Raw genomic sequence first — 12,047 nt, 5'->3', positions numbered from 1 at the left:
ACCGACAAAAGTAGCGGACAACCAGTGCGCCCCGATCTTTAAACCGGGGGACTTGGTGTCCGTCTATGTTGGCGACCGGCGAAAGTGCGATGCGTTGGCGCCGCGTCCCGTCCGGTGAGAGGGCATTTATGGGCGACAGCGAGTCGGGTCAAACCTTTTTTGCAATTTTATTTCAAATTTTTTCGGCCAATGCCGCTACACCCCGAAAACACGGGGATTTGGCTGGCCAGGCGATTAACGCTTATGCCACCCGCTGCTGCAATAAGACGCTGTATGGTTGAAGACATGACAATGGGAATCACCGACTCTGGCTTTGCAAACCGCGTGAGATCCGCGGTTTTCTGGCGTTCCGGCAGCCAGATCGTCAGCCAGGTGGTGATGTGGAGCACCACGCTGGCGGTGATTCGCATCCTCGACCCGGCAGATTATGGCCTGTTCGCCATGACCCAGGTTGTGATGGTGATGCTCGCCTTCCTCAACGGCTATGGCTTTGCCAGCTCGCTCATCCAGCAGGAAGAGATCGACACGTTTCGCGTGCGCCAGGCATTCGGCCTGCTGCTGATCCTGAACCTGGGCATTGCCGCGATCCAGTTTGCCGCAGCACCCGCCATCGCAGCCTATTACAACCAGCCCGCCGTTGCCGATCTGCTGCGCTGGCAGACCATCATGTATCTGGCGACGCCGTTCATGGCAGTGCCCGAGGTGCTGATGAGCCGCGCGCTCGATTTCCGGCGGCTGGCGATCGTCAATTTCGTCGCCGCCTTTGTCTGCGCGACCACCTCGATCGTCTGCGCGCTGGCAGGTTGGGGCGTCTGGACGCTGGTTGCCGCGCCGGTATCGATGGTGTGGACCCGCGCCATCGGCCTGTGCATCGCCCAGCGCTTCATCGTCTGGCCCAGTTTCGATTTTCGCGGCACCCGCGCGATGATCGGCTTTGGCGGAGCGATGCTAATCAGCCATCTGCTGTGGAGCATCCAGACCCAGGCCGATGTGATGATCGCCGGCCGCAGCCTCGATCCGCATGCGCTGGGCCTCTATGCCGAGGCGCTGTTCCTCGCGCAGCTGTTCTCTTCCAAGGTCATTCCGCCGCTCAACGAAGTCGCCTTCCCGGCCTATGCCCGGCTGCAGGCGGAGCCCAAGCGCCTGCAGGCCGCGTTCCTCAAAGCCATCGCGCTGATCATGCTGATCTGCTGCCCGGTTTATGCCGGACTTGCCGTCACGGCGCCCGAGGCCGTGTACACGCTGTTCGGCCCCAAGTGGCTCGAGATGGTGCCGCTGGTCCAGATGTTCGCGCTCGCCATGCCTTTCATGACGCTGCATGTGCTGATCGCGCCTGCGGTCAATGCCCTGGGGCAACCGCGCGTCACCGTGCGCTGTTCCGCCTTTGGCGCGGCCTTCATGCCGCTCGCGTTCCTGGTGGGCGTTCAATATGGCGTGACCGGGCTGGCGCTGGCCTGGGTGCTGGGCATGCCGGTGGTGCTGGGCTTCAACCTGTGGATGTCATGCCCGGTGATCGGTGTGCGCGTTCGCGACGTGCTCATCGCCTGCGCGCCCGGCGTGAGCGCGGCCGCCGCGATGGCGGCGCTCGTCTGGACGATGCGCGTCGGACTGGGCAACGCGTTCGATAGCGGAGTGGTGGAAGTGATGGCACGGCTGGCGCTGCTCGCCGGGATCGGCGCGCTGAGCTATTTCCTGCTGCTGCGTATGCTGGCACCGCAGATGCTGGCCGATGCCATCGGGCTGCTGCGCCGTCAGCCGCCCGTCATCGACGAGGACGTTGCCATCGCCTGAGCGGCCTAGCCCCTGCCGAACCGGCGCAGCACGCCTTCGGCAATGGCTTGAGCATCTGCCCAGGTGACTCCAAAGCCGTCGGCATCGCCATAATAAGGATCAGCCACCGCCTCGCCCTCTCGCCCGGCCACCAGATCGAGCGCGAGGCACAGCTCGGCGCGTGCATCAGGCGGCGCAATCGCCTTCAGCCCGTCCAGATTGTCGTGATCCATCGCGAGGATCAGATCGAACCGTTCGAAGTCCGCGCGCTGGACCTGCCGTGCGCGCAGGCCCGCGATGTCGACACCATGCGCCTTTGCGATGGCCATCGCGCGCCGGTCGGGCGGCTCGCCCGCGTGCCATCCACCGGTGCCCGCCGAATCGACTGTCCAGCCCAGACCCAGCTGCCGCACGCGGTGGCGCAGCGCGCCATCGGCCAGCGGCGATCGGCAGATATTGCCGAGACAGACGAACAGGATGGATGGGCTGGTCATGCTCGCTCCGGCGGGATTCGCTCTGCCGTTTGGCGCTTGCGCGCAGGCATGGCTCTGCTAGCCAAGACGCGGGACAATAACAACCAAAGGGAGAGCCAGGCGCATGACGGGACCAATCGAGCAACCAGATCCCGCCGCACCCGGCCTGACGCCTGCCACGCACGCCAGCCCTTATGCCTGGTACGGCTTAGGTATTCTCTTCCTTGTCTATGTGCTCAATTTCATCGACCGCCAGATCATCACCATCCTCGCGCCCGACATCAAGGCGGACCTGGGGCTCGATGATGCCGACATTGGCTTTCTCTATGGCACTGCCTTTGCCGTGTTCTATGCGCTGTTCGGCATCCCTCTGGGGCGATTGGCAGACAGCTGGAACCGGGTGCGGCTACTGACGCTGGGCCTTGCGATTTGGTCGGCGATGACCGCGCTGTCGGGATTTGCCAAGAACGGCACCACCCTTGGCCTCGCGCGCATGGGCGTCGGCGTGGGCGAGGCGACCGCCAGCCCGTCTGCATATTCGCTGATCTCGGACATGTTCCCCAAACGGATGCGCGGCACGGCGCTCGCGATCTATTCGGCAGGGCTGTATTTCGGCGGCGGCATTTCGCTGATGATCGGTGGCTTCATCGTGGCGGGCTGGAACGAGGCCTATCCCGGCGGCGGCCCGCTGGGGCTGGTCGGCTGGCAGGCTGCCTTCATGGCGGTCGGACTGCCCGGGCTGCTGCTCGCCGCCTGGGTCGCCACCTTGCGCGAACCAGTGCGCGGGCTGGTCGACGGGCTGCCGACCCCGCCGACCGCCGAGCCTTTCCGCGGTTTCCTGCAGGAACTGTTTGCGGTCATTCCGCCGTTCACGCTGTTTGCCGCCGCCATGCGCGGTCCACGTGCGCTCGCGGTCAATGTCGGTGCAATCGCGGTTCTAGCCCTGGCTGCTAGCGCGATGATCGCACTGACCGGCGCGACGCTGCAATGGATCTGCATCGGCGTCGGCTATTATGCGGTGTTTTCCTGGGCGAGCTCGCTGCGGCTGCGCGACAAGCCGACCTTTGCGCTCATCTGGGGATCGCCCGCGTTTCTCGTGACGATCCTGGGCTATGGCTGCGTCGCCTTCCTCTCCTATGCGACCACCGCCTTCGGACCGACCTATGCCGCGCAGGTGCTGGGCGAATCGACCGCGCGCATCGGCTTCTGGGTGGGCGGCTTTGGCGCGCTGAGCGGATTTCTGGGCGTGATCCTGGGTGGACGGATGTCCGACTGGCTGCGCACGCGCAGCGAATCCGGTCGGATCATGGTGATCGCCTTTGGCCTCGTCACTCCAGTGATCCCCGTGATCATGGGCTATACCACGGTCAGCGATCCCAATTCGGACTGGGACTTCATCCGGTTCACGATCTGGGTCTCGCTCGCGAACCTGTTTGCAAGCTCTGCGCTGGGTGCTGCGGCTGCCACGACCCAGGATCTGGTGATGCCTCGGATGCGCGGCACGGCGACCGCGACCTTCTTTCTGGCGACGACGCTGTTCGGGCTGGCGCTCGGGCCGTATCTCGCAGGCCAGATGTCGGTGATCTCGGGCAGCCTCTCGACCGGCGTGCTCTCGATCCTCGTGATCGTGCCGGTGGGCCTCACCTTGCTGTTCTACGCCTATCGCAAGGTGCCCCTGGCCGAACGCACCGTGGTCGAGCGGGCGCGCGCAGCCGGCGAGGACGTCTGATCCGCGCCGGGCGGCGCCAGTGGCACCGCCCGGACAAATCGAACAGGTCAGGCGAGCATGCGCACGCCGGGTTCACGATCATAGAAGCGGGTTGCCGCAGCCTTGATGAAATCATCGCCCAGGCCCGTAACACCGGCATCGGGTTCGACCCCCGCCTTGTCGAGCAACGGCTGGGCAGCCTTGCTGGCACCGATCGCCTTCAGATGTCCAAAGGCGTCCATCGCGAACTGCACGGCAGTGCCTTCCTTGAGCAGCATCCGGGTGCCGTCCTCCGACAGCACGATAGCCACGGCATCGAACAGCTGGCTGGGGCTTCCGGCCAGCTGACCATCGGCCTTGCGCAGGCTGCCATCGGCCAGCTTGGCACCGCCGACCTTGGGCGCGACGATGAACACGGTGGCACCTGCGCCTTCGGCCGCCTTGGTCACCTTGGCGAGTTCGCCCGCATCGGTCCCGTCGGCGATCAGAATCCCGATCTTCCTGCCTTTCAGCGTCGCCTTCATGTTCTTGTGGATAGAAAGGGCATCCGACGGTGCCATGTCGACCGGCTTGCGCGCAGGTTCGGCCTTCTTTGGCAGGTCGATATTCAGCCCGTCGGCAACGCGCTGGGCAAGGTCTTCATCCACATTGCGTAAATTGGCGACCATGCGCGCGGGTACCTGATCGAGATCGGCGACCTTCGACAGTTCGAACACGAAGGACGAGGCGATATGCGCCTGCTCGCTTTCGGTCTGCGAACGATAGAACAGACGCGCCTGGCTGTAATGATCGGCAAACAGTTCGGCCCGCACGCGCAGCTTGTCGCCCTGTTCGTCGGGGCCGCTTGCCAGATTGGTGGTGGCAAAGCCCCTGGCGGCGCTCTCACGCGGACCTGCCTCCTCGCCATGATAGGCAAGGCTGTTGGGCTCGTAGTTGGCGCGGCCCTTGGGGACCATGGTCTGCATCATGCCGTCGCGCTGGAAATTGCCGAACGGACAGCGCGGCGCGTTGACCGGGATCTGGTGGAAGTTGGTCGTGCCCAGCCGCGACTTCTGCGTATCGAGATAGCTGAACAGACGGCCCTGCAGTAGCGGATCGTTCGAGAAGTCGATCCCCGGCACGATGTTCGTGGGCAGGAACGCGACCTGCTCGGTCTCGGCGAAGAAATTGTCGACATTGCGGTTCAGCGTCAGCGTGCCGATCACACGAACCGGGATGTCGTCCTCCGGGATCAGCTTGGTCGCATCGAGTACGTCATATGGCTGGGCATCGGCAAAGGCCTGGTCGAACACCTGAATGCCAAGCTCCCATTCGGGGAAATCGCCGCCTGCGATCGCTTCGAACAGGTCGCGGCGGTGATAGTCATTGTCCGCCGCCTGCAGTTTCAGCGCCTCGTCCCAGATTGTCGACTGAAGGCCCAGCTTGGGCTTCCAGTGGAACTTGACGAAGCTCGCCTTGCCGTCGGCATTGACGAGCTTGAAGGTGTGAACGCCGAAGCCTTCCATCATCCGCAAGCTGCGCGGCAGGGTGCGGTCGGACATCGCCCACATCAGCATGTGCGTCGATTCGGGCATCAGCGAGGCCCAGTCCCAGAAGGTATCGTGCGCGCTGCCAGCCTGCGGATAGCCGCGATCGGCCTCCATCTTCACCGCGTGCACCAGATCGGGGAACTTGATCGCGTCCTGGATGAAGAACACCGGGATGTTGTTGCCAACCAGGTCCCAGTTGCCCTCGCGGGTGTAGAACTTGACCGCAAAGCCGCGGACATCGCGCGGGGTATCAACCGATCCAGCGCCGCCGGCGACGGTCGAAAAGCGGACGAACACCTCTGTCTTCTCGCCTTTGGTGAAGACGGCGGCGCGCGTGAGGTCCGAAATGTCGTCGGTGGCCTCGAATACGCCATGTGCGCCGCTGCCGCGCGCATGGACGATGCGCTCGGGGATGCGTTCATGGTCGAAGTGGAAGATCTTCTCGCGCAGCACGAAATCCTCGAGCAGCGTGGGGCCGCGCGCGCCCGACTTCAGGCTGTTCTGGTTGTCCGAGATCGGCATGCCATGGTTGGTGGTGAGCACCGGGGCATCGCCTTGCGCCTGCTGGTGGGTCTCGCCGCCATGGCCGTGCGTCGTCTCATAGGGGGATTTCGTCATGCGTTGCTCCTGCAGTTCGGGGATCAACGCGAGCGCGGGGAATGGGGGAAACGAAATTCAGGCGCGCATTGACCAGGCGCGGTTGCGCCGTTGGGTCATGTACGCGCTACACCGCCATGCGATGCATGCACGGGTTCGAGAAAACACGCTGGCCATTCGGTGGTGCAGCCTGCCGGGCCTGCCGCACACCTCAATCCCGTATTGAGGGCATCGCGCATTCAGGGCAGCAGCAACGTCGATCCGCTGGTGGCCCGAGCTTCGAGATCGCGATGGGCCTGCTCTGCCTGCTCGAGCGGATAGGTCTGGCCGATGGTGACCTTGACCTTGCCCGATCCGATCATCTCCCACAGCCGGGCCGCGCCCGCTGCGCGTTCGGCAGGATCGGCATAATAATCGAACAATGTCGGGCGCGAACAGAACAGCGATCCCCTCGCGGCGAGGACACCCAGCGCGATTCCCGTTACTGGGGCACTGGCATTGCCGTACGAGACGATCAGACCGCGCCTGCCGGTGCTGCCCAGCGAAGCCTCCCAGGTGTCGAGACCGACGCCGTCGAACACCACCCGCACGCCTGCCCCGCCGGTCAGTTCGCGTACGCGGCTGGCGGTATCCTCACGGGTGTAGAAGACGATATGGTCGGCCCCCGCCGCGCGGGCGAGCTCGGCCTTGTCTTCGCTGCTCACCGTTCCGATGACGGTTGCGCCCACGGCCTTCAGCCATTGCACCAGCAACAACCCCACACCGCCTGCCGCCGCATGCACCAGCACCGCGTGGCCAGGCTCGACGCGGGCGCAGCGCTCGACCAGAAACTCGGTGGTGCAGCCCTTGAGCAGCGCCGCTGCGGCAATCTGGTCGGTGATGTGGTCAGGCAGCTTGAACAGGCTGGATGCCGGGACGTTGCGGATATCGGCATAGGCACCGCGCACCGGTCCGAAGGTCGCGACGCGGTCTCCGACGGCAAAGCCGTCAACGCCGTCGCCGACCGCCTCGACCACTCCGGCGGACTCCAGCCCCAGACCGCTGGGAAGATCGACCGGATAGACGCCGCCGCGGTGGTAAGTGTCGATATAGTTGAGTCCGACCGCAGTCTGGCGCAGCGTGACCTCCCCCGGGGCTGGCGCCGGGAGATCGACCGTCTGCCAGCCGATCACTTCAGGACCTCCGGTGCGAGTGAGAATAGCCTGGCGTGCCTGCATGAGCGTCGTTCCTTCCGAAAGAGCCGCCAGGATGCACCCGGCGATGATGGATGTCTGTCCGGACGGCGCCGGCGATGCCCTGCTCATAAGCGAGCATCGCGGTCGTGTCACCGCCGGTGGAGCTGCGCGTCGGCCATCATGCCATGGAAATAGCCGTTACATGGATCGTGTTACCCCTCGCCGCGCTTGGCCGCTGATTCGATGCAGCCTAGCCTGCATCGGGCGCGCCTAACAAAAACCGACCCAGAATCGGCACAGCTGGTCGCGGACTCCCCGGTTCTGGCGGATTCGGACCTATTGTGCGATGCGGCAAAGGCTGGTAAGGCCCGGACCTCTATCGGGCGCAAACGATCAGTCTTACCGGAGTTCAAAGCCCCTCATGCCGACAGCCAAATTCGCGACCACGACTGTCCCGACGCTCGCGACGGGGCAGGATCTTGACTCGGCACCGATCCAGACGGGAGGCCCGCAGCCCGATCTCGAAACATTGGAGCGGTTGAGCCGCTTGAAGGGCCTCAAGCGCTTCCGCTCGATGCTCTCGATGTGGTCGGTACTGACTGACACCGCCTCAATCATCGTCGGATTTTATGCCGCCAGCGCCCTGTATCTGGGAGGGGTGGTAGGTGACCATGCCTCCAACATGGTTGCGGTCTGCGTTCCCCTGTTCCTGATTTTCTCGTTGAGCAATAACGCACACAACACTCGCAAAGTCGACAATCTGTGGTCGGGCATCGGCGCGGCGACGGGCGCGCTGGTGATGGCGGCGAGTAGCCTGCTGCTGATCGCGTTCTTCCTCAAGGTCGGCGCTGAATTCTCGCGCGGCGTGTTCTTTTTTGGCGTGCTCCTCAGCTTGGGTGGAATTGTGGTAGTGCGCGCCGTGACACGCGCCTTTGTCGCCAATCGGATTGACCAAGGCATTTACTCGATTCTTTGCGTTTATGATGGCGTTCCGATGGGGCCCAACCCCGGCTCCGGCGCGATCGACGCCCGGGCGATGGGCCTGCACCCCGATCTGTCGAGCGCAGTTGGCATCAACCGTCTCGGCATGCTCGCCAAGGGCATGGACCGCGTCGTGGTGCATTGCGCACCGCAGGCGCGCCAGGCGTGGGCGATGGCGCTCAAGACGCTGGACGTGCGCTGCGAAATCGTGGTCCCCGAGCTTGACCATTTCGCTGCGCTCAGCATTTCCCGACGTGCGGGCCATACCAGCCTTCTGCTCAACAGCGGTCGTCTGGCTTGGAACCACCAGCTGGTTAAGCGCGGTTTCGATCTCGTCCTGTCGCTCGCCGCGATGCCGTTCCTACTGCCGCTGTTTGCCTTTGTAGGTATCCTCATCAAGCTCGACAGCAAGGGTCCCGTATTCTTCCGTCAGGAGCGGATCGGCCTTGGCAACCGCCCCTTCATGATCTGGAAGTTCCGCACGATGCGGACCGAGATGTGTGACGCCAATGCATCGCGCCTGACATCGCGCAACGATGACCGGGTCACGCGGCTTGGGAACGTCCTGCGCAAGACGAGCATTGACGAGCTGCCGCAGATCATCAACGTTCTGCTCGGCGACATGAGCCTCGTCGGCCCGCGCCCGCATGCCCTGGGTGCCCGTGCTGGCGCGCTGCTCTATTGGGACGTGGACGAGCGTTATTGGGAGCGTCACGTGGTCAAGCCGGGTCTGACCGGACTGGCGCAGGTGCGTGGATTTCGCGGTGCGACGGAAATCGAAGAAGACCTTTCTATGCGTCTGCAATCGGACCTCGAATATGTCACGACATGGAGCCTGCGATCCGACATCCGTATACTGCTGGGTACAGTCACAGTTCTGTTCCACAAGAACGCATTCTAACCAGTCCATATCCGGCGATGATTTGGGAGGTTCCTCGCGCAAGCCAGGGCCCACATTATTGCATGAACAGGCCGCCAATCAGGCGGCGTGATGGCCTGTAGCGACCTTACTGGCTTGTTCTTGATTCCCCGGTGCCTTCGCCGGTCCCGGTGGCGGGCCAGAGGGCGGGACAAGCAGGCCTGAAGTTCACCTTGCCAATTGAGTTTCCCAGTTTTTGCCGATAAGGCGTGACCGCGGTCCGCACCTCATGACGTCAAGCGGCAGTTATTGCCCGACATTCAGGAAGAGCCATCCTTCATGACACACCAGTTTCACCCCACCACCTTGCGCGAATATGACATCCGCGGGATTATCGGCGAGACGCTCGGCGAGGCTGACGCCTATGCCATCGGCCGTGGCTTTGCGACGCTCATCGCGCGGGCGGGCGGCACCTGCGTGGCCGTGGGCTATGACGGCCGGGTGAGTTCTCCCGTGCTCGAGGTCGCGTTAATCAAGGGCCTGAACGACAGCGGCGTAAATGCGATCAGCGTAGGCATGGGGCCCACACCGATGCTTTATTACGCCGAAGCCGTGCTGGAAGAAGCCGATGGCGGCATTCAGATAACCGGCAGCCATAACCCCGCCAATTACAACGGCTTCAAGATGGTCTTCCAGGGACGCCCGTTCTTCGGCGCGGATATCCGCACCCTAGGCGAGATGGCGGCATCGGGGGATTGGGACAGCGGCACCGGAACGTCGCGTTCGATCGACATTCTCGATCAGTATGTCGACCGGCTGGTCGAAGATTTTGGCGGTGCGGCAGCGCGCGTGGGATGGGATTGTGGCAATGGTGCGGCCGGGCCGGCCATCGAGAAGCTGATCAAGCGCCTTCCGGGCGAGCATTTCGCCCTGTTCACCGAGGTAGACGGCAATTTTCCCAACCACCATCCTGATCCTACCGAGGAAAAGAATCTCGCTGACCTCAAGGCGCTTGTCGCCGAGAAGAAGCTGGATTTCGGTGTGGCTTTTGATGGCGATGGCGACCGTATCGGCGCGATCGACGGCCAGGGCCGCGTGATCTGGGGCGATCAGCTGCTCAGCATCTACGCCGAAGCGGTGCTGAAAGATGTCCCCGGAGCCACGATCATCGCCGACGTGAAGGCCAGCCAGGCTTTGTTCGACCGGGTCAGCGAACTGGGCGGCGTTCCGCTGATGTGGAAGACCGGACACAGCCTGATCAAGTCGAAGATGAAGGAAACCGGCTGCCCGCTGGCGGGCGAGATGAGCGGGCATGTGTTCTTCAAGCACCGCTATTACGGCTTTGACGATGCGCTGTATGCCGCAGTCCGCCTGATCGAGGCGCAGACTCTGCTGGGCAAGTCAGTGACGCAGATGCGCGGGGAAATGGCACCGATGATCAACACGCCCGAAATGCGCTTTCAGGTCGATGAAACGCGCAAGTTTGCGGTGGTCGACGAGGTTCTGGCCCGGCTTGCCGCCAGCGGCGCCACAGTCAACGCCACCGATGGCGCGCGCGTCAACACCGCCGATGGCTGGTGGCTGCTGCGCGCCTCGAACACGCAGGACGTGCTGGTCGCGCGCGCCGAGGCCCGCGATGCCAAAGGCCTCCAGCGCCTGATGGAACAGATTGACGAGCAGCTTGCAGCATCGGGACTGGTGCGCGGCGAGACAGTGGGACACTGAGGCACAATCATGTCAGCGATTGCACAATTTCGCGTCGAGCGCGGGATCCTGGTGACCGGTGGTGCTGGCTATATCGGCAGTCATGCCGTCCTAGCGCTGAAGGATGCAGGCTGGAAGGTCTGCGTCATCGACAATTTGGTCACCGGCTTTGCCTGGGCGGTGCCCGAAGGCGTGCCTTTTTATGAGGGCGACATTGCCGATAGCGCCCTGGTCGCCAGGATCATCGCCGAGCAGAATGTCGGCGCAATCCTGCATTTCGCAGGATCGGTGGTAGTGCCGGAATCGGTCAGTGATCCGCTGAATTACTACAGCAACAACACGGTAAAGAGCCGCGCGCTGATCGAGTCGGCGGTGACAGGCGGGGTGAAGCATTTCATCTTCTCGTCGACCGCTGCCACCTATGGCACGCCCGAAACCGAAGGCCCGATCACCGAGACGACCCCGCAAAAACCGATCAATCCCTATGGTACATCCAAGCTGATGACCGAATGGATGCTGCGCGATGTCGCCTCTGCGCACGACTTCAATTACTGCGCGCTGCGTTACTTCAACGTCGCAGGTGCTGACCCGCAGGGCCGCACCGGCCAATCGACCGCAGGCGCAACGCACCTGATCAAGGTCGCAGTCGAGGCGGCGCTGGGCAAGCGCCGCAGCGTCGCGGTGTTCGGCACCGACTTCGATACCCCCGACGGCACCGGGGTGCGGGATTACATTCATGTCAGCGATCTAGCACAGGCGCATGTGCTGGCGCTCGAGGCGCTGATCGACGAGCCCGACCAGTCGCATTTTCTCAACTGCGGCTATGGCCATGGCTATTCGGTGCTTGAGGTGCTCGACGCCGTCGACCGGGTGACCAACATGCAGATCGAACGCCAGTTCTCCGGCCGCCGCGCGGGCGACCCTGCGTCGCTCACCGCAGACAGCCGCGCGATCCGCAGCCGCTTCGGCTGGACCCCGCGCCACGACGACCTCGATACCATTGTCACCCACGCGCTTGCATGGGAACGGTATTTGAGTCAGAGATTGCGATGACGGTACCCAATCTTCCCAACTAGTTCTCTGGATCTGAAGTAAGCATCACTGTCTATACCCCGCACTGCCGATGGTTGGGGAGGGGTAATAATGGCGGGTAGACAGGCTGATTTGGATGTATTGATAGCGGACCACCGTTTTTTCGAAGCGCATGTTCGCCGCCCCAAAACGCCATGTGTGGACGACCCCTGCGGCGCA

At 63.3% G+C, this 12,047-nt stretch carries 9 protein-coding genes; 6 read left to right on the top strand and 3 right to left on the bottom strand.

The window, feature by feature from the left end; translation table 11 throughout:
• Nucleotides 1–65: 65 nt before the first annotated feature.
• Together LI72_RS20405 and LI72_RS18520 are read left to right on the top strand one after the other, a co-directional pair.
• Nucleotides 66–281: a hypothetical protein gene (locus LI72_RS20405; protein WP_197051975.1), complete on the top strand. Its 216-nt coding sequence runs from the start codon at nucleotides 66–68 to the stop codon at nucleotides 279–281.
• Complete coding sequence (locus LI72_RS18520) at nucleotides 274–1,791, top strand: lipopolysaccharide biosynthesis protein (protein WP_081985282.1); 1,518 nt, start codon at nucleotides 274–276, stop codon at nucleotides 1,789–1,791. The genes LI72_RS20405 and LI72_RS18520 overlap by 8 nt, the downstream gene beginning before the upstream one ends.
• 5 nt (nucleotides 1,792–1,796) lie before the next feature.
• Here the strand turns inward: LI72_RS18520 and LI72_RS18515 are convergent, their stop codons facing one another.
• Nucleotides 1,797–2,264 carry a low molecular weight protein-tyrosine-phosphatase gene (locus LI72_RS18515; RefSeq protein ID WP_033927455.1) on the bottom strand — a complete coding sequence of 156 codons (468 nt, stop codon included), beginning with the start codon at nucleotides 2,262–2,264 and terminating at the stop codon, nucleotides 1,797–1,799.
• A 103-nt stretch (nucleotides 2,265–2,367) separates the two neighbouring features.
• On the opposite strand from LI72_RS18515, the gene LI72_RS18510 reads away from it, so the two are divergent.
• A complete protein-coding gene (locus tag LI72_RS18510; protein ID WP_081985280.1) occupies nucleotides 2,368–3,972 on the top strand; it encodes a spinster family MFS transporter in 1,605 nt (534 codons plus the stop codon).
• 47 nt (nucleotides 3,973–4,019) lie between these two features.
• Here LI72_RS18510 and LI72_RS18505 read toward each other — a convergent pair whose 3' ends face one another.
• Nucleotides 4,020–6,098 carry a catalase gene (locus tag LI72_RS18505; protein ID WP_033927458.1) on the bottom strand — a complete coding sequence of 693 codons (2,079 nt, stop codon included), beginning with the start codon at nucleotides 6,096–6,098 and terminating at the stop codon, nucleotides 4,020–4,022.
• Nucleotides 6,099–6,316: 218 nt separating this feature from the next.
• Nucleotides 6,317–7,294, bottom strand: coding sequence for a quinone oxidoreductase family protein (locus LI72_RS18500; protein WP_033927454.1), 978 nt, complete (start codon nucleotides 7,292–7,294; stop codon nucleotides 6,317–6,319).
• Nucleotides 7,295–7,799: 505 nt separating this feature from the next.
• Here LI72_RS18500 and LI72_RS20610 point away from each other — a divergent pair.
• From LI72_RS20610 to galE, 3 genes are all read left to right on the top strand, one after another.
• Nucleotides 7,800–9,134: a sugar transferase gene (locus tag LI72_RS20610; RefSeq protein WP_231562536.1), complete on the top strand. Its 1,335-nt coding sequence runs from the start codon at nucleotides 7,800–7,802 to the stop codon at nucleotides 9,132–9,134.
• A 297-nt stretch (nucleotides 9,135–9,431) separates the two neighbouring features.
• Nucleotides 9,432–10,817: a phosphoglucomutase/phosphomannomutase PgmG gene (gene pgmG / locus LI72_RS18490; protein ID WP_033927453.1), complete on the top strand. Its 1,386-nt coding sequence runs from the start codon at nucleotides 9,432–9,434 to the stop codon at nucleotides 10,815–10,817.
• A 9-nt stretch (nucleotides 10,818–10,826) separates the two neighbouring features.
• Nucleotides 10,827–11,849, top strand: coding sequence for a UDP-glucose 4-epimerase GalE (galE, locus tag LI72_RS18485; RefSeq protein ID WP_052130285.1), 1,023 nt, complete (start codon nucleotides 10,827–10,829; stop codon nucleotides 11,847–11,849).
• Nucleotides 11,850–12,047 lie beyond the last annotated feature (198 nt).

The sequence above is a fragment of the Sphingomonas sp. 35-24ZXX genome, assembly GCF_000786215.1.
Lineage (GTDB): Bacteria > Pseudomonadota > Alphaproteobacteria > Sphingomonadales > Sphingomonadaceae > Blastomonas.
This window is presented reverse-complemented; position numbering and strand designations above follow the sequence as displayed.

Bases quoted from the DNA above. Each gene is read 5' to 3' on its own strand.
- LI72_RS18505 (WP_033927458.1), bottom strand. From the start codon at position 6,098: ATGACGAAATCCCCCTATGAGACGACGCACGGCCATGGCGGCGAGACC.
- pgmG (WP_033927453.1), top strand. From the start codon at position 9,432: ATGACACACCAGTTTCACCCCACCACCTTGCGCGAATATGACATCCGC.
- galE (WP_052130285.1), top strand. From the start codon at position 10,827: ATGTCAGCGATTGCACAATTTCGCGTCGAGCGCGGGATCCTGGTGACC.
- LI72_RS18520 (WP_081985282.1), top strand. From the start codon at position 274: ATGGTTGAAGACATGACAATGGGAATCACCGACTCTGGCTTTGCAAAC.
- LI72_RS18515 (WP_033927455.1), bottom strand. From the start codon at position 2,264: ATGACCAGCCCATCCATCCTGTTCGTCTGTCTCGGCAATATCTGCCGA.
- LI72_RS18510 (WP_081985280.1), top strand. From the start codon at position 2,368: ATGACGGGACCAATCGAGCAACCAGATCCCGCCGCACCCGGCCTGACG.
- LI72_RS20405 (WP_197051975.1), top strand. From the start codon at position 66: ATGTTGGCGACCGGCGAAAGTGCGATGCGTTGGCGCCGCGTCCCGTCC.
- LI72_RS18500 (WP_033927454.1), bottom strand. From the start codon at position 7,294: ATGCAGGCACGCCAGGCTATTCTCACTCGCACCGGAGGTCCTGAAGTG.